General features: G+C 71.3%; 14 protein-coding genes. 7 read left to right on the forward strand and 7 right to left on the reverse strand.

What is annotated here, in order from left to right; all coding sequences use genetic code 11:
* From VNT50_RS08055 to VNT50_RS08075, 5 genes are read left to right on the forward strand one after another with little or no spacing between them, the layout of a single operon-like run.
* Positions 1-1,587, forward strand: coding sequence for an oligosaccharide flippase family protein (locus VNT50_RS08055; protein ID WP_325484595.1), 1,587 nt, complete (start codon positions 1-3; stop codon positions 1,585-1,587).
* Positions 1,584-2,588 (forward strand): polysaccharide pyruvyl transferase family protein, encoded by a 1,005-nt coding sequence (locus VNT50_RS08060; RefSeq protein ID WP_325484596.1) that lies wholly within the window; start codon positions 1,584-1,586, stop codon positions 2,586-2,588. Before VNT50_RS08055 ends, VNT50_RS08060 begins: the two co-directional genes overlap by 4 nt.
* Before the next feature lie 2 nt (positions 2,589-2,590).
* Positions 2,591-3,874, forward strand: a complete 1,284-nt coding sequence (locus VNT50_RS08065; RefSeq protein WP_325484597.1) for a hypothetical protein — start codon at positions 2,591-2,593, stop codon at positions 3,872-3,874.
* Entirely contained in the window at positions 3,871-4,818 is a 948-nt protein-coding gene (locus VNT50_RS08070; RefSeq protein ID WP_325484598.1) for a glycoside hydrolase family 16 protein, read from the forward strand. Before VNT50_RS08065 ends, VNT50_RS08070 begins: the two co-directional genes overlap by 4 nt.
* Positions 4,818-5,378, forward strand: a complete 561-nt coding sequence (locus tag VNT50_RS08075) for an acyltransferase (RefSeq protein ID WP_325484599.1) — start codon at positions 4,818-4,820, stop codon at positions 5,376-5,378. The genes VNT50_RS08070 and VNT50_RS08075 overlap by 1 nt, the downstream gene beginning before the upstream one ends.
* Positions 5,379-5,398: 20 nt before the next feature.
* Here VNT50_RS08075 and VNT50_RS08080 read toward each other — a convergent pair whose 3' ends face one another.
* Together VNT50_RS08080 and ispG are read right to left on the reverse strand one after the other, a co-directional pair.
* The gene (locus VNT50_RS08080) at positions 5,399-6,583 is read right to left on the reverse strand and encodes a benzoate/H(+) symporter BenE family transporter (RefSeq protein WP_325484600.1); all 1,185 of its coding nucleotides are present in this window, start codon (positions 6,581-6,583) and stop codon (positions 5,399-5,401) included.
* A gap of 97 nt (positions 6,584-6,680) precedes the next feature.
* Positions 6,681-7,832 carry a flavodoxin-dependent (E)-4-hydroxy-3-methylbut-2-enyl-diphosphate synthase gene (gene ispG, locus VNT50_RS08085; protein WP_325484601.1) on the reverse strand — a complete coding sequence of 384 codons (1,152 nt, stop codon included), beginning with the start codon at positions 7,830-7,832 and terminating at the stop codon, positions 6,681-6,683.
* Between the two features lie 249 nt (positions 7,833-8,081).
* Between ispG and VNT50_RS08090 the strand changes: the two genes are divergently transcribed.
* Positions 8,082-10,073: an anthranilate synthase family protein gene (locus VNT50_RS08090; RefSeq protein ID WP_325484602.1), complete on the forward strand. Its 1,992-nt coding sequence runs from the start codon at positions 8,082-8,084 to the stop codon at positions 10,071-10,073.
* Between the two features lie 59 nt (positions 10,074-10,132).
* Here VNT50_RS08090 and VNT50_RS08095 read toward each other — a convergent pair whose 3' ends face one another.
* From VNT50_RS08095 to VNT50_RS08105, 3 genes are all read right to left on the reverse strand, one after another.
* Positions 10,133-11,368, reverse strand: a complete 1,236-nt coding sequence (locus VNT50_RS08095) for an RNA polymerase sigma factor (protein WP_325484603.1) — start codon at positions 11,366-11,368, stop codon at positions 10,133-10,135.
* A 3-nt stretch (positions 11,369-11,371) separates the two neighbouring features.
* A complete protein-coding gene (locus VNT50_RS08100) occupies positions 11,372-11,740 on the reverse strand; it encodes a YciI family protein (protein WP_325484604.1) in 369 nt (122 codons plus the stop codon).
* An 81-nt stretch (positions 11,741-11,821) separates the two neighbouring features.
* The gene (locus VNT50_RS08105) at positions 11,822-13,231 is read right to left on the reverse strand and encodes a M50 family metallopeptidase (RefSeq protein WP_325484605.1); all 1,410 of its coding nucleotides are present in this window, start codon (positions 13,229-13,231) and stop codon (positions 11,822-11,824) included.
* Positions 13,232-13,324: 93 nt separating this feature from the next.
* Here VNT50_RS08105 and VNT50_RS08110 point away from each other — a divergent pair, with 93 nt between their 5' ends.
* Positions 13,325-14,950 (forward strand): Mur ligase family protein, encoded by a 1,626-nt coding sequence (locus VNT50_RS08110; RefSeq protein ID WP_325484606.1) that lies wholly within the window; start codon positions 13,325-13,327, stop codon positions 14,948-14,950.
* 279 nt (positions 14,951-15,229) lie between these two features.
* On the opposite strand, the gene dxr is transcribed toward VNT50_RS08110, so the two are convergent.
* Together dxr and VNT50_RS08120 are read right to left on the reverse strand one after the other, a co-directional pair.
* A complete protein-coding gene (dxr, locus tag VNT50_RS08115; protein WP_325484607.1) occupies positions 15,230-16,312 on the reverse strand; it encodes a 1-deoxy-D-xylulose-5-phosphate reductoisomerase in 1,083 nt (360 codons plus the stop codon).
* A 197-nt stretch (positions 16,313-16,509) separates the two neighbouring features.
* Entirely contained in the window at positions 16,510-17,460 is a 951-nt protein-coding gene (locus tag VNT50_RS08120) for an FKBP-type peptidyl-prolyl cis-trans isomerase (protein ID WP_325484608.1), read from the reverse strand.
* Between the last annotated feature and the right edge of the window lie 360 nt (positions 17,461-17,820).

A 17,820-nucleotide genomic window follows, 5' to 3' on the forward strand; every position in this document is an offset into this window, starting at 1 on the left:
GTGAGCGCACCGACCGGCACCGTGCCCCTCAAGAGCGGGCGGGACCGTCGCGAGCCGATGACCCGCCCGGCAGGGGGCATGGCGGGGGCCGTCGTGACGACGTACGCGGCGCGTTTCGCCTCGATGATCGCGTACGTCGTGCTGCTGCCGATCGTCCTTCCGGCGTTCGGAGCAGAGGCGTACGGGCTCTACGTCCTGACGGTGGCTCTCGGTGCGCTCTTTCAGCAGGATCTCGGCATCGGCGGCGCGACGACCCGGTTCATCGGCGTTGCCGCGCCCTCCCGCGACGTGGCGCGGATGCGCAGCGTCGCGTCCGCGAGCAATGTCTTCTTCCTCGTGGCAGCCTTCCTGCTCTCCGGTGCGACGGCGCTGGCCTTCGCCGTCACCGTGCCGAACGCGATCTTCGGCGAGCACCTGGAGGCCACGGCATGGAGCCTCTGCGTCCTGGGCGTCGCGAACGTCTTCCTCATCCTCGTGTTCTCGTCGAATCGTCAGATCCTCGCCGGCATCGGGCGACTGAACGACGTGAACTATCTGCTCATCGCTCTCGCGGTGTTCCGGATCGTGCTGACGGTCGTCGTCTGCGTGGCGGGCATCGGCATCGTCGCTGTCGCGGTCGTGGACGTGCTCGGCATCCTGGGATTCGGCATCGCCACGTATGTGCTGCGGCGGCTACGCGCTCCCGAGGTCACGGCGAGGCTCCGCGATTTCCGCTGGCCGGTCTTCCGCGAGCTCTTCCGCATCAGCTCGCAGCTCATGGTGCTCGGCATCGCCGGGGTCGTGATCATGCAGGCCGGCGGCATCCTGACGGCGCTTCTGCTGCCGATCGCGTTCACCGCGCTCTATGCCGCGGGGCAGCGGATCTACCTGCTGGTGAAGGAGGTCACCGGCTCCCTCGCGACGGCCGTGCTGCCGACCGCCTCGATGCGCGAGGGCGGTGCCGAGGGGCCTCGAAACGGCGAGCTCTTCCTGCGCGGCACCGCCCTGGCCAACATGCTCATGACGCTCGTGCTCGTGCCCGTGCTCATCTTCATGCCCGACATCATGCAACTCTGGCTGGGGCCCGCCGGCCTCGGCGCCGCGGTCGTCGCCCAGATCCTGGTGGTCTCGATGTTCGCGAACAACAACCACCTGCTCGCGGTGCCCATCTTGACCGCGCAGGGGTCCGTGCGCGGCTACGCCATCCTGCACACCATCTGGGCGGTCTGCGGTGTCGCCCTGGCCGCCCTGCTGGGCTCGGCGATCGGGCTCCCCGGCATCGCCCTCGGACTCGTGATCCCGATCCTCGTGCTCGAACCGGTGTATGTGGTGATCGCTTTGCGGCAACTGGACGTCTCGGGCCGCGACTTCCTCGTCCGCTGCGTCCTGCTGCCGTTCGGGTCGGTGGCGCCGCTCGCAGCGATCCTCTTCGCCGTCGGTCTCGTTGAACCGCCGCTGCCGCTGATCGCCCTCCTCGCGACCGGGTGGGTCGTCGCCGCCCTCGTCGTCTACTACTTCTTCGCCCTCGACCGCGCTTCGCGCCTGTGGCTGACGTCAGCCCTGCCGCATCGGCGCCGCGCCGCAGACCCCCGGGAGGATGCACCGTGACAGTGACCGACGAGAACACGCCCATCGCCGACACCACCGAGCCGTTCGAGGCACGCGATGGTCGCTGCGGGTTCATCGAGGAGATGCAGCGACGGTCGTACGACGCGCTGTCGCGGCTGCACGAGGGCGTTCATTCCGTCGTTCTGACGGACTTCCCCGACTACGAGAACATCGGCGACTCCGTGATCGCGCTGGGGCAGGCCCGGTTCTGGCTTCGCGCGGGGATCCGGGTGGAGAGCACGTACTCCTGGCGCACCATCTCGCCGCGGGTGTACGACTCGACAACGCCCGTCGTCATCCAGGGCGGGGGAAACTTCGGCGGGCTCTACCCGCAGCACAGCGAGCACCGTTACCGCCTCGCCGAGCAGCTTCGCGCCGACACCCTGCTCATCCAGGAGCCGCAGTCCGTGCACTTCGCCACCGAGCGCGACCGATCCGACTTCGCGGCGCGCATGGCTCCGCGCCCCCGGCTGCGCGTCGCCGTGCGCGACACCGCGTCGTTCGCGGAGGTCCGCGGGCTCGTCTCCTCCGTCGTGCTGGCCCCCGACAGCGTGCACATGCTGGGACGGCTGGATGCCGCGGCGCCCTCGCGTGCGAGCGTCTGCCTGCTGCGGCGCGATCAGGAGAGCGCGTTGTCGGCGGGCGTCCCGGCCGACGCGGTGGACTGGCCCGCGATGACCTTCTCCGACCGAGTGGCGCAGCGTCTGCGCCGGAGCATCGTCGAGGGCGCCGTGACGCGCACCATGAACCGATCGACCGACCGATGGTTCGCGGATGCCGCGAAGCGCCTCGCGACCGGTGTCGCCCTGCTCGCCCCCGGCGAGACGATCGTGACCGACCGCCTGCATGCGATGCTCATCGCGCTGCAGATGGGGCGGCGGGTGATCGCGATCGACAACGCCAACGGCAAGCTCTCGAGCTACGCGAGCACGTGGTTCCGCGACCTCGACGTTCCGGTGACGTTCGCCGCCGACGTTCCCAGCGCCCTGGCGGCGGTGTAGCCGTGGTTCTCCAGGAGCAGGCGGAGGCCGGCGCAGCCGACGCCCCGGGCGCCGGGGTCTCCCCCGCGGGTTCGTCGTCACCGCCGGCCGGCGGTGACGCGGCATCCGGTCGTGTTCTCCGACGCGACCGGCTCGCGGCCGGCGTGCGCATCAGCGTCGAGCTCGAGCCGCTGATCGTGCCGGACCGCGCCGTCGTCGTGGAGGCGGTGCGCACCCTGATCGGGCACGGGCCGTCGGCACGGGCGGGGCGTGTCTTCGACCGCGACTCCTGGCGCTACCAGCCGGACGAACTCGACCGACAGGCCGAGCGGATGGTCAAGGAGCTTCCGCTGCACCTCACGGGTGACGCGGGACTGCCGCAGCTGCGCCAGGCCGCCGACCCCGACCTTCCCTTCACCGTCTTCCTCGGCGAGGATCGCGCCTCGCTGTGCATCGACCATCGCATCGGTGACGGCTTCCTCGGCGTCATGCTCACCGCGGGCGTGCTCGCAGGCAAGGGCGTGCCCTCGGTGTTCCGCTCGGCCGACGATCGGGATCCGCTTCCCGACGCCCTCCGGGCCACCTTCTGGCGATCCCCCGGTCGCGTCCGCGAGCTGCTGCGCGCCCGGCTGGGCGAGCGGCTGAGCGAGCGCAGCGCCACGACCGCCACCCCGACGGTCGACGCGCAGCGCGGTTCGCTCGACCTGGTCACCGCCGCGATGTCGTCCGACACCTTCCGCGAGCTGGCCGCATGGAGCCGCGGACGGGTGCACCCCGCCCTCGCGATGATGTTCGCCCTCCGGTCGGCCCTGGAGCGCGTGGGCATCCCCGTGCTCGACGAGGGGTCGATCCTCGTCGACCTCCGGCGGTACCTGCCGTCGGGGCGCTCGACGCTCGGCAACTTCGTGGTGGGGCAGCCCCTCTCGGTCGCGGGCGGCATCGACGCGGCCGATGCGCGGTTCAGCCGCGACCTGCGCGTGGGCCGGCCGCTCGCCGCGCTCACGGTGGGCCTGGTGGCCCAGCCGTGGCGCCGCTCCTCGCCCCGGCTCGTCCCGGCATCCGCACACCCCATCGTCAGCGACATGGGCTTCCTGCGGGCGCTCGACGTGCTGCCCTGGGCGACGGACACACCGACGATTCGTGTGTCGGTCGACCCCGCCGCCCGAAACGGCATCACCGCCCTCACCGCGGTGCTGCACCGCCGAATGAACGTCTCGATGAGCTTCGACGCATCGATGTTCGCTCGCTCTTCGGTGGAAGAGGCCTGCGACCTCCTCTGTCGTGATCCGAAAGGACTGCTGCCATGACCGTCACCGCGCCCCCTCAGGCCGACCCCGCCGACGCCCCGCCATCCACCCCGCGCCGGCCCTCGCGACGCCGCCGCTGGCTCACGCTGGGCATTCCCGCCGGCATCCTCGTCGTCGTGCTCGTCGTCGGCGCGGTGTGGTGGTTCACCGGGTTCTCCTTCATCGGTCCGCGGTACAACGACTCGAGCCTGCTCTTCGACGACTTCGACGGGCCCGCGGGCGCCGCACCCGATCGGAACGTCTGGAGCGTCCAGACCGGCGGCGGGGGGTGGGGCAACGACGAGCTGCAGGAGTACACGGAGGATGCCGTCGCCCTGAACGGCGAGGGATCCCTCGTCATCACCGCGACGGTCCCACGAGACGGCTCGACGCCGACATCCGGCAGACTGACCACGCAGGGCAAGTGGTCCTTCGGCTTCGGGCGGCTGTCGGCCCGCATCAAGCTCCCCGAGGGGCAGGGCCTCCTCCCGGCGTTCTGGCTGCTCGGCGACAAGGTGACCACGGTCGGCTGGCCGGCCGCGGGCGAAATCGACATCATCGAGACCCCGAACACGACGAGCCGCAGCACGCACCATCTGCACGGCCCGAGCGGACGCACCGGCAAGTGGGCTCTCAACGAGGGGATCGACCTGCCGGTCTCGCTGTCGGACGACTTCCACGTGTACACCGTCGAGAAGCGGCCGGGCCGCGTGATCATCGCGATCGATGACCAGGTGGTGATGGATGTCGAGGAGTGGGATGTGCCGCTTCCTGGCCGCTGGGTGTTCGATGACCCCACGCACGCGCTGTTCAGCCTCGCCGTCGGCGGCAACTGGCCGGGTGATCCGGATGCGACGACGCCGGTCGTGAACGAGATGGTCATCGACTGGCTGTCATTCGAGCCGGCCGATCACATCGGCGACACGCCGCTCGGGACATCGCCCGAGGGGGCGGGAGCGCAGTGATGGCAGAGGCCGGAACACTGCAGCAGCTGACTCGCAGCCTCCGCGAGGACTTCTCATGGGGGTGGCGGTCGTTCATCACGAACAGCGTCGCCGGGTCGACGCTCTGCCCTCGCGCCCTCCGCTACGCCATCCTGCGGATGCGCGGCTTCGACGTGCGGACGGCCAAGATCAAGTGGCGGTGCACGTTCACCGGCAGCCGCGACATCAGCATCGGTGCGCGCACGTCCGTCAACGTCTGGTGCTACTTCGAGGCGGTCGCGCCCATCCGGATCGGCGAAGACTGCCACGTCGCGATGTTCGTCACCATCATCACGAGTTCCCACGGCGTCGGGCCGGGCGGCGTCGACCACCAACCGCAGAGCGCCCCGGTCACGATCGGCGACCGCTGCTGGCTGGGTGCCCGTGTCACCGTGCTCCCGGGAGTGACGATCGGCGACGACGTGATCGTCGCCGCGGGCGCGGTCGTGACGCGCGACCTCCCCGGGGGCGCGATCTACGGTGGTGTGCCTGCCCGCTTCATCCGCAGCCTCGCCGAAGCCCCCGCCCGCGCGGCCGTGTGATCGCCGGCCGCGGCCTCGGGCTACTCGGAGCGCCCGCGCCCGGCATGCAGCACCGTTCGCACCACGAGGCCCGCGATCAACGCCCAGAAGGCGGCGCTGATGCCGGCGACGACGACGCCCGACGCCGCCGTGAGGAACGTCACGACGGCCGGGATGCGCTCCCCCGGCTCATCGATCGCCTGCTGCACCGCCGAGCCGAACGCGGCGAACAGCGCGAGGCCCGCGACCGCCGCGATGACCCCCTCGGGGGCGAGGGTGACGAGGGCGGCGAACGCCGCGGAGAACCCGCCGAGCACGAAGTAGGCCAGGCTCGTCGTCAGGCCGGCGACCCACCGCCGACGGGCATCCGGGTCGGCCTCAGGAGACGCGGCGAGTGCCGCGCTGATCGCCGCGAGGTTGATCGCGTGGCCACCCGCGGCCGCGCCCAACGCCGTGCCGACTCCCGTCACGAGCATCGCCGGGCGCCACGGAACTTCGTAGCCGAAGCTGCGCATGATCGCGACGCCCGGCACGTTCTGCGAGGCCATCGTCACCAGGAACAGCGGCAGAGCGATGCCCACGATCGCCGCGAGCGTGAAGCTCGGGGCGGTCACGACCAGCTGCGGTGCGAGCGACACCGCGCCGAACGCGGCGCCCGTGGCCGCGGCATCCACCCCCACGACGATCGCTGCGGCGACGAAGGCGAGCGGCACCGCCCACCGTGGCGCGAGCCGGATGAAGACGAGCCACGTCAGCACGACGGGGATCACTCCCCACGGGTTGACGACGATGCCCGTGATGGGCGCGAGGCACAGGGGCAGCAGCACGCCGGCGAGCATCGCCTGCGCGATCGACGGCGGGATGCGGGCGACGAGGCGCCCGAGCTGCGGCCAGAGGCCGGTCAGAACGACGAGCCCGGCGACGACGAAGAAGGCACCCACCGCGGCCGGCCAGCCCCCGGCGACCGCTCCCGTCGCCGCGAGGAGCGCGGCGCCCGGGGTCGACCACGCGACCGTGATCGGCATCCGGTACCGCCACGCGAGGAACGTGCCGGCGATCGCCATCGTGACGCAGAGCGCGAGCAGACCGCTCGCGGCCTCCGCCGTGCTGGCCCCCACGGCCGCCAGGCCGCTCAGCACGACGACGAACGAGCTCGTGAACCCGACGAGGGCCGTGACGATGCCGGCCGTGATGGGGCGGGCGAGCGAAGTGAGCGTCGGTGTCATACCGGGGCGCCGGCGATCCGGTCAGGGGTCAGCGCGGGCATGGGCCGAGTCTATTGAGGCGCGGGCAGGCACTCGACGTGGTGAAGACCACGCCGCGTCACGACGTGACGACCTGGGCCGTGCCGACCGGGGCGGCCGGACCCATCTCGGCGGCGAGGCGGTTGGCCTCCTCGATGAGCGTGGCGACGATGTCGGCCTCGGGCACGGTCTTGATGACCTGGCCCTTCACGAAGATCTGACCCTTGCCGTTGCCCGACGCCACGCCGAGGTCGGCCTCCCGCGCCTCGCCGGGCCCATTGACGACGCAGCCCATGACGGCCACCCGCAGGGGGACCGTCATGTCTTTCAGGCCCTCCGTGACATCGTCTGCGAGGGTGTACACGTCGACCTGGGCGCGGCCGCATGACGGGCACGACACGATCTCGAGCTTGCGCTCCCGGAGGTTGAGCGACTGCAGGATCTGGTGACCGACCTTGACCTCTTCGGCGGGCGGTGCCGAGAGCGATACGCGGATCGTGTCGCCGATCCCCTCCGAGAGCAGGATGCCGAAGGCCGTGGCGCTCTTGATCGTGCCCTGGAACGCGGGCCCCGCCTCGGTGACCCCGAGATGCAGCGGCCAGTCGCCCATCCCGGCGAGAAGGCGGTACGCCTTCACCATGATGACCGGGTCATTGTGCTTGACCGAGATCTTGAAGTCGTGGAAGTCGTGCTCCTCGAACAGTGACGCCTCCCAGCGCGCACTCTCGGCGAGCGCCTCGGGCGTCGCCTTGCCGTACTTCTCGAGCAGGCGGGGATCGAGGGATCCGGCGTTCACGCCGATGCGCAGGCTGACGCCTGCGTCTTTGGCGGCCTTGGCGATGGCGCCGACCTGGTCGTCGAACTTTCGGATGTTGCCGGGGTTCACGCGCACCGCGGCACAGCCGGCATCGATCGCCTGGAACACGTACTTCGGCTGGAAGTGGATGTCGGCGATGACCGGGATCTGGCTCTTCTTGGCGATGATGTGCAGCACGTCGGCGTCGTCCTGCGATGGCACGGCGACGCGCACGATCTCGCAGCCGGATGCCGTCAACTCGGCGATCTGCTGGAGCGTGGCGTTGATGTTCGTCGTGGGCGTCGTGGTCATCGACTGGACGCTCACCGGGGCGTCGCCTCCGACGAGGACCTTGCCCACCTTGATCTGCCGCGACAGGCGGCGAGGAGCGAGGACGTCGGGCACTTTCGGCATCCCGAGATTCACTGCTGGCACGCTCCCCAGCCTACGCGCCCCACACCCCTCCTTCTCCTGCGCGAGACTTCACTTGCGCACCTTCTCGGGCTCCGGGAGGGTGCGCAAGTGAAGTCTCGCGCAGGGGTGGGCTGTGGTAGGTTCGGCGCATGTTCGCGCACGCCCCCTGGTGGACCGCCTCCTAGGCGGTGTGCTCGCGTTCCCAGACCACAGACCGCCGCACGGCGGTCTTTCTGCGTGAGCGACCGCCCGGACCATGAAAGGCCGTCGATGACCGGGACCGTCCCCGACATCCTCTCCCTCCTGCGCGAAGGCGAGAGCCCGTTCGCGCTCATCGCACGAGAGGGCTCGCCCCTCGTCGAGGTGCTCACCGGCGACGTCGTGGATGTCGATCTCCTCGCCGACATCCCGCTCACCGCGCCGGACGGCACGCGTCAGGAGGTGCTCGCCCTCGTCCCGTACCGGCAGGTGCGCGAGCGCGGGTTCTCGGCGCACGATGACGGCGCGCCGCTGCGGTGCCTGATCGTGCGCGACCGCGCAAGCCTCTCGGTCGACGATGCCCTCGCGCTGCTCCCCCGCGACTCCGTCGCGCTGCGCGACGCCGGATTCGACATCAGCGACGACGTGTACGCGGGCATCGTCGAGACGGTGATCGCGGACGAGATCGGACGCGGCGAGGGCGCGAACTTCGTCATCCGCCGCGACTTCACGGCCGAGGTGGATGCCGACCCGCGCACCGCGGCGCTCACGTGGTTCCGCGCGCTGCTCGCCCACGAGCGCGGCGCGTACTGGACGTTCGCCCTCGTCACACCCGGCCACGTCGCGGTGGGCGCGAGCCCTGAGGCGCACGTCAGCGCGCGCGGCGGTGTCGTCACGATGAACCCGATCTCGGGCACGTTCCGCCACCCCGCCGGGGGCGCCACCGCAGAGACCCTCACCGAGTTCCTCTCCAGCACGAAGGAGACCGAAGAGCTCTTCATGGTCGTCGACGAGGAGCTGAAGATGATGAGCGCCGTGTGCACCGACGGCGGGCGCATCACGGGACCGCACCTCAAGGAGATGTCACGCCTCACCCACACCGAGTACATGCTCCGGGGCCGCAGCCGGCTCGACCCGCGCGACATCCTGCGCGAGACGATGTTCGCACCGACGGTCACCGGATCGCCGATGCAGAACGCGTGCACGGTCATCCAGCGGCACGAGCAGTCGCCGCGGGGCTACTACTCCGGCGTCGCCGCGCTCTTCACGCCCGCCGCCGACGGTGACGAGGGGGGAGCGTCTCACGACCTCGACGCCCCCATCCTGATCAGGACCGCGTACCTGGTCGACGGCACCCTGCGCGTGCCGGTGGGGGCGACGCTCGTGCGCCACTCCGACCCGTACGGCGAGGTCGGCGAGACCCACGGCAAGGCCGCCGGGGTGCTCGGCGCGATCGGGGCGGTCCCCCGCGACCCTTCGACGGAGCTCAGGGCAGGTCCTTCGACGGAGCTCAGGGCAGGTTCTTCGGCGGAGCCCAGGGCGGGCGCCGCCGCCGATCCTTCGGCCGACCCCGATGCCCCCGCCGAACCCCGTGCCCTCGCCGACGATCCGCAGATCGCCGAGCTGCTCGCCTCTCGCAACGCGCGCCTCGCCGCCTTCTGGCTGAACCCGCAGGATGCCGATGGCGACGGGCCGTTCGCCGGTCACAGCGCCCTCGTGGTCGACGCCGAGGACCGGTTCACGACGATGCTCGCCCACCAGCTGCGGCATCTGGGACTCGACGCCCGCATCGTGCCGTGGAACGAGGTCACCGACGCCGAGATCGACGAGGCCGAGCTGATCGTGTCGGGGCCGGGCCCCGGCGATCCGCGCGATCCCGCGAGCGAGCGCATGCGGCGGATGCGCGCCGTCGTCGCCCGGCGCCTGAATTCGGGACGCCCCCTCCTCGCCGTGTGCCTGAGTCACCAGATCCTCGCCGACCGGCTCGGCATCGCGCTCGCGTCGCTCGACCGCCCGCACCAGGGACTGCAGAAGAGCGTCGACATCTTCGGCACCGAGGCATCGATCGGGTTCTACAACACCTTCACCGCGCGCGTGACCCCGGGCACGACCCGGGTCGGGGTCGCGGACGTCGCGGCCGACCCCGTCAGCGGCGACGTCTACGCGTTGCGCGGCCCGTCGTTCTCCTCGGTGCAGGGGCACCTCGAGTCGATCCTGTCGCGCGATGGCATGGTGACCCTCGAGTCGCTCATCGAGCAGGCGCTCGCGCCCGTGTCGGCGTAGAGTCCCGCCGCGCCCCGAAGCCCCGCCCCCGCCCGCGCTAGAGCCCCGCCCGCGCCGCGCTAGAGTCCCGCCCGTGCCGCGAGCAGCCGCCGTTCGGCGTCGTTCGCGGTGAGCTCGAGCGCCTGCAGATCGGCGTCGATCGCCTCCCGGTCGCGACCGAGGCCGCGGAGCATCTCGGCGCGCACCGCGTGCCAGAGGTGGAAGCCCGCGAGCGGAGCGCGGAGCTCCTCGACCTCGGCGAGCGCGACGGAGGGGCCCTCCACGCGACCGAGCGCCACCGCGCGGTTGAGCCGGACGACGGGCGAGGGATCCCAGCGCAGCAGCACGTCGTAGAGCGTCAGAATCTGCAGCCAGTCGGTGTCATCGGGCGTCGCGGCGTCCGCGTGGCAGGCCGCGATCGCCGCCTGCAGCTGAAACCGCCCCGGGCGTTTCGCCTCCGCGCAGCGCGCGAGCTGGGCGCGCGCCTCGGAGAGGAGCGTCGGATCCCACGCGCCGCGGTCCTGCGCGTCGAGCAGCACGAGCTCGCCGTCGTTCTCGCGAGCGTCGTCGCGGGCGCGGTGAAAGAGCAGCAGCGCGAGCAGGCCCCGCGCCTCGGGCTCTCTGGGCAAGGCATCCGAGACCACGCGAGCCAGCCAGATCGCGTCATCGGCCACGTCGCGGTCGGTGGCGGCGTCGCCGCCTGGCACCAGATGCGCCTGCGTGTACATCGCCGAGACGACGGTCAGCACGATATCGAGCCGCTCCGGCAGCTCGGCGCCCTCGGGCACGCGGAGCGGCACGGCGGCGGAGCCGATCTTGCGCTTCGCACGCACGATCCGCTGGGCGATCGTCGCCTCGGGCGTGATCGTGACGCGGGCGATCTGGGCGGTCGTAACGCCGCACACCGCGCGCAGGGTGAGCGCGAGCTGCGCCGGAGGGGCGAGCGCGGGGTGGCAGCATCCGAACAGCAACGGCAGTCGTTCATCCGCCTCGGCGGGCGCGGTCTCTCGCGTCAGGAGCGCGAGCTTGTCGCGATAGACGCGGTCGCGGCGCAGGCGATCGAGGGCGTTGTGCCGGGCCGCGGTGGCGAGCCATGCGGCCGGATTCGGAGGGATGCCGCGTGCACGCCATTCCCGCAGCGCCTCGGCGACGGCATCCGCAACGGCCTCTTCCGCGACGTCGAGGTCGCCGATGCGGGCCGCGAGCGCGCCCACGAGCCGCGCGTTCTCCGCACGCACGACCCGGGCGAGGGCGAGATCGGATGCCGCGGCCGGGCCGTCCGGGACAGGCCGGTCACCCCCGGCCGCGGCATCCATCGCTCACTCCTCGAACTGGCTGTAGTCCTCGACCATGGGCCGGATCTCGACCGCCACGCCCGGAAGCTCGAGCGAGGGCCAGGACTTGGCGAGTGCGATCGCGGCGTCGAGGTCTGGGACATCGATGACGCTGAAGCCGCCGATGACCTCCTTCGTCTCGGCGAAGGGGCCGTCGACCACGACGGGACCGGACTCCCCGTGGCGCACGGTCGTCGCCGTGGCCACCGGCTGCAGCTCGGCGCCGGAATCGGTGATGACGGTGGCGTGCTCGCCGAACCACTCGTAGATGCGGCCGTACACCTCCTGCGCGCGTTCCGGCGGCACGGCCGCGTCGAGATCGGGGCGGCTGGTGAACATGATGACGTACTTCATGGTTCGTCTCCTTCGGTCGATGTGAACCTTGCACCCCTACAGCGAACGGGCAAGGCCGAATTCGACATCCGTCGGAGAAATCTAGTTGAAGAGCTGAACCGGGTTCAGGATGTCGGCGACCAGCAGAAGTCCGCCCATCCCGATGAGCGCGATGACGACGACGAACGTGATGGGCACGAGCTTCGTCGCGTCCACGGGCTTCGGCGGCGGCCGGCGGAAGAGCTTCGCCCACGCGCGCTTGATGCCCTCCCAGAGCGCGACGACGATGTGGCCGCCGTCGAGCGGGAGCAGCGGAATGAGGTTGAACACGAAGAGGGCGACGTTCAGCGACGCCACGAGGCCGAGCATGGCCGCGACCCGGCTCATCACGGGAGCGTCCTGCGCGGCGACCTCGCCGGCGATGAGACCCACGCCGACCACGCTCAGGGGGCCGTTCGGGTCGCGCTCGCTGCCGGTGAACAGCGACTCCGCGATCGCGTAGAGCTTGACCGGCAGCTGCACGATGATCCCCGCGACGGCGCCGACGTTCTCGATCGCCGCCTCGGGTCCGGTCCAGATCGGCTGGCGCACGAAGCCCATGACGGGTCCGACCCCGATGAAGCCGACCTCGTCGGTCACCGTTGTGCCGTCCTCGTCGACCACGGGCCGGCCCGCGTCGTCGTAGGCCGGTCGCTCGGCGAGGAGCGGGGTGACCTGCAGCGTCACCCGCTCGCCGTCGCGATCGACGACCACCTGAAGCGGCTCGCCGGGCGACTCGCGGATGATCGCGGATGCCTCGTCGAACGTCGATACGTCGGTGCCGTCGATCGAGACCATGACATCGCCGGGCAGCATCCCGCCGGCGGCGGCGGGGGCGACCGGGTCGGATGCTGCGCATTCCGTCTGCGCGGAGCCGGCGGGCGCGACGCACTCGGCGACGGTCGCGACCGTGGTGGTGCCCTGCTGGACGCCGATGCCGCTGAACAGGATCGCGAACAGCACGATCGCGAAGAGCAGGTTCATCACCGGCCCGCCCAGCATGATGACGACGCGCTTCCAGACCGGGAGCTTGTAGAACACGCGCTCATCGGCGCCCTCGATGGTCTCGTCGTTCGCCGATCGGGCATCCTGCACCATCGTGGCGAAGAACCCGCCGCCGGCGCGGCCGGGCCGATGACCGGCATCCGTCCGCGATCCCTGACCGCCATCCCGGTCGACGGGGGCATCCGGCCCGTGAGCGGCATCCGTCGTCTGAGACTGTCCGGTCGTCGGAGACGGCGGGTACATCCCTGCCATCGAGATGTAGCCGCCGAGCGGGATCGCCTTGAATCCGTACTGCGTCTCACCGATCCGGCGGGACCAGAGCGTGGGCCCGAACCCGATCATGTACTGACCGACGCGCACACCGAACCGCTTCGCCGGGACCAGGTGGCCGATCTCGTGCAGCGCGATCGAGACCGCGAGTCCCACGACGATGACGGCGATGCCGATGAGGTACGGGACGACGTTCACACCCACACGCTACTCGCGGTTGCTTTGAGAATGCCCAGCCCGTGGGCACCCGCCCGGTGGCTCTCCGGCGGCGTATGAGAACATTGATGCGCCATGCCGACCGACGCCGACGCCGCCGCGCGCATCCCCCCCGTTCTCCGGCCCGAACACTCGCCCCGGCGTTCCCTGGACGAACTCGTTGCGAGGTTCGCCCGCGAGGTTCGCGGCGACACCACGGGCGGGGCCGTGAACGGGGTGACCCTCGCGACCGCCGACCTTCGGCCCGGGGAGGCCTTCGTCGCCATCCGTGGTGTGAACCGGCACGGCGCGGAGTTCGCCGCGGCGGCCGTGGAGAAGGGTGCCGTTGCGATCGTGACGGATGCCGAGGGCGCCGAGATCGCCGCATCGGCCGGCGTGCCGATCGTCGTCGTCGATGACCCGCGCGGCGTGCTCGGCGCGCTATCGGCCTGGGTCTACGGCACGGGCAGCGAGGACGACCTGCCGCTGTTGTTCGGCACGACCGGCACGAACGGCAAGACGAGCGTGTCGCACGTGCTCGAGGGGCTCCTCACCCAGCTCGGCGTGACGACGGGCCTCTCATCGACCGCGGAGCGGCACATCGCGGGGCAGGTCATCGTGTCGCGCCTGACCACGCCCGAGGCATCCGAGATGCACGCCCTGCTGGCGCTCATGCGCGAGCGCGGTGTCGAGGCCGTCGCCATCGAGGTGAGCGCCCAGGCCCTCTCGCGCCGCCGGGTCGACGGGATCGTGTTCGACGTCGCGGGCTTCACCAACCTGACGCACGACCACCTCGACGACTACGCCGACATGACCGAGTACTTCGAGGCGAAGCTGCCGCTGTTCCGGCCCGGGCGCTCGCGCCGCGCGGTCGTCTCGCTCGACTCGGCGGCCGGTCGTGATGTGGTGGCGCGCGCCGAGGTCCCGGTGACGACGGTCGGCACGCCCGCCATCGCGGTGGATCCGGCCGAGGCGGAGGCCGCGGACTGGGTCGTGACGATCGGCGAGGAACGCCAGACCGGCACGGAGTTCACCCTCACGGGCCCGAATGGTCGCGCGTTGACGTCGGTCGTGCCGGTCATCGGCCCGCACATGGCGGCGAACGCCGGCCTGTCGATCGTGATGCTGCTCGCGGGCGGCTATGCGTGGGACGACATCGTCGCCGCTCTCGACCGCGACGGCGGCATCCGGTCCTACCTTCCGGGTCGTACCGAGCGGGTATCGGGCGATCGCGGCCCCGCCGTCTTCGTCGACTTCGGCCACTCGCCCGACGCCTTCGAGAAGACCCTCGCCGCCGTGCGCCGAGTCACCCCCGGCAAGGTGCTCATGCTCTTCGGCGCCGACGGCGATCGCGACGCGACGAAGCGACACGACATGGGGCGGACCGGCGTGGAGGGCAGCGACATCCTGATCATCACCGATCACCACCCGCGCTTCGAGGACCCCGCGTCGATCCGGGCGACGCTCATCGAGGGCGCGCGGCGCGCGCGTCCGGATGCCGAGATCTACGAGTATTCGCCGCCCGAGGTCGCGATCGTCGAGGCCGTGAAGCTCGTCGGCGAGGGGGATGCGATCCTGTGGGCGGGGCCGGGCCACCAGGACTACCGGGACATCAGGGGCGTGCGCACGCCGTATTCCGCGCGCGAACTCGCCCGCCGGGCCCTGCGCGACGCGGGCTGGCCGGTGCCCGAGCCGCACTGGCCGGTCCCCTACCCGGACTGACGCGGATCGCCCGGCCGCTGACGTCGCCCGGTTCGCGGACGTCGGTTCGGGGCGCCGACGTCCCCCGGCTCGGTTCGGGGCGCGGACGTCCCCTTGTGTCGCCGGCCGGCTGGCGTCGCGCGGTTGAATGACGCCGGTTCGGGGCGCGATCGGTCCATTGGGGCGCATCTATCGCGCCCCAAGGGACGAATCGCGCCCCAAACCCGAGACATTCGCGCCCCAAAGGACGAATCGCGCCCCAAACCCCCGAGACACGCCCCGACGGGCGAAAACTCGGGGTCAGGCGGCCGCGATGGCGAGGTCCGCGGCGCGCCGCGCCCACGCCTCGGCCGCCGCGAGCGACTCGCGCGTCAGCGGACTCGCCGGGTCGTGCAGCTCGACGACGCGCTCGACGAGCTCGACGATGCCGGGAAAGGTCAGCCGACCCTCGTGGAACGCGTCGACCGCCTGCTCGTTGGCAGCATTGAAGACCGCCGGATAGGTGCCGCCCGCGCGCCCGACGCGCTTCGCGAGCCGCACCGCCGGGAACGCCGCTTCGTCGAGCGGCTCGAACGTCCAGGCGGTGGCCGTCGTCCAGTCCAGCGGGCGGCCCACTCCCCCGATCCGCTCCGGCCAGTCCAAGCCGAGCGAGATCGGTAGCCGCATGTCGGGCGGCGACGCCTGGGCGATCGTGGAGCCGTCGATGAATTCGACCATCGAATGCACGATGGACTGCGGATGCACGACGACGTCGATGTCGTCGTAATCCACGCGAAAGAGCAGGTGCGCCTCGATCACCTCGAGGCCCTTGTTCACGAGCGTCGCCGAGTTGGTGGTCACGACGCGGCCCATGTCCCACGTGGGATGCGCGAGCGCCTCCGCGGGCGTGACGCCATCGAGCTCCGCGCGGGTGCGGCCTCGAAACGGCCCGCCGGATGCCGTGAGCACGAGCCGCCGGATTTCCGCGTGCGTTCCCGACCGCAGGGCCTGGGCGATCGCCGAGTGCTCGGAGTCCACCGGGACGATCTGCCCGGGCGCGGCGATCGCCGTGACGAGCTCGCCGCCCACGATGAGCGACTCCTTGTTCGCCAACGCGAGCGTACGTCCCATCTCGAGGGCCGCGAGCGTCGGTCCGAGCCCGACCGATCCCGTGATGCCGTTCAGCACGACATCCGCCTCGACATCCCGCACGAGCTGCTCTGCCTCGATGGCGCCCAGGGCGGTGTGCTCGACTCCGAAGGCCTCCGCCTGCGCCTCCATGGCGGCGCGATCCGAGCCCGCGGCGAGGCCCACGACGTCGAACCGGCGCGGGTTCGCGCGGATCACCTCGAGGGCCTGTGTGCCGATCGACCCCGTCGATCCCAGAACGATGACGCGCCGCATCCCGACAGCCTAACGAGACGCGAGGCGACCCGCGCCCGAGGGGCGCGCGTCAGCGGCCGGGGGTTGGGGCGGAGCCCCATCAAGAGGCGCGTCAGCGAGCCAGGGGTTTGGGGCGGAGCCCCATCAAGAGGCGAGCCAGGGGTTTGGCGCGGAGCCCATTGAGGGCGCGGGTCGCTTTCGCTGCAGTCAGGGTGTGATCACTGAGCGGCGGCGTGCTGCGTCGCGAGGATGTCGATCACGAAGACGAGGGTCTCGCCGACGAGGTCGGAGTCGTTGATCTCGCCCTCGCCGTAACCGGCCGCGGGCGGGATGACGACGAGCACCTGCGAACCGACGGTCGCGCCCTCCAGCGCCTGCTGGAAGCCGGGCACCACACCAGTGGTCTGGAACGAGGCGGGCGAGCCGCTCTCCCAGCTCGAGTCGAAGACGGTGCCGTCCGACCACTTCACGCCCGTGTACTGCACGAGCACCGTGTCACCGGACGCGACGACCGGGCCATCGCCCACCTTGAGGGGAGCGAGCTGCACCTCCGTGGGGGCGTCGCCGTCCGGCAACGTGATGGTGGGGTCGCCGTCCTTGGCGAGCTCGACGGTCGGCATGCCCTCGACCGGCTCCTGCTCCTCGCCCCACGCGGCGGTCGGCACGATGCTCTGGAAGTCGACCACGTACACCTGGCCGGGCGCCTCGTCCGTCCCGGGGAAGGCCGCGGCGAAGCGCGATCCCGGGGCGGCGCAGCCGAAGATCTGGCCGAGGGGGCTGTCGGCCGAGATCTGCATCGGGAGGATCTCGCCCGCGGTGTAACCGAGCGAGCCCACCTGCTCGCCTGTCTCCGCGTTGAAGGCCGTCAGGGCGTACTGGACGAAATCACCCGCCTCGACGGGGTCCCCCTCGCCCTTCGCGACCTCGGTGCTCTGCAGCTCGGTGATCTCGAGCGGGAAGTCGAAGACGGCGGTCGACGCGGTGCCGACCTCGCCGTCCACCGTCACGGCCTCGGATGCCGCGCCCGAAGGCGCGGCGGCCGCGCACAGGTCGCCGGCCGCCGAATCCGAGGGCGCCGGAGACTCACCCCCGCTTCCTCCGCTGCATCCCGCGAGCAGGATCGTCGCGAGCGCGACGGTGGACAGGGCGGCAAGAGGTCGGATGCGCACAGAGGATTCCTCGGATTCGAGAGCAGGGGAATGTCCATCCTCCCGTACTTTGCCTAGGACTGCGCTGTGAGACGCCCGCGCCGTGCTCGCCCGAGTCTCGTGGTCGCCGTGCTCGCGAAAACGTCTCCAGGCCCCCGTGCTCCCCCGCCGCCGCGGGTTTGGGGCGCCGTGCTCCCCCGCCGCCTCGGGTTTGGGGCGCCATCCCTCCCTTGGGGCGCGATTCACGCGCCCCAAGGGAGGACCTGCGCCCCAAACCCGCGCAGAACCCGAGCAGAGCGCGACCCACCCGAGCAGAGCGCGACCCACGCCGAGCAGAGCCCGACCCAACCCGAGCAGAGCGCGACCCACCCGAGCAGAGCG

It is taken from the genome of Microbacterium sp. (genome assembly GCF_035554235.1).
In the GTDB taxonomy this organism is placed as follows: domain Bacteria; phylum Actinomycetota; class Actinomycetes; order Actinomycetales; family Microbacteriaceae; genus Microbacterium.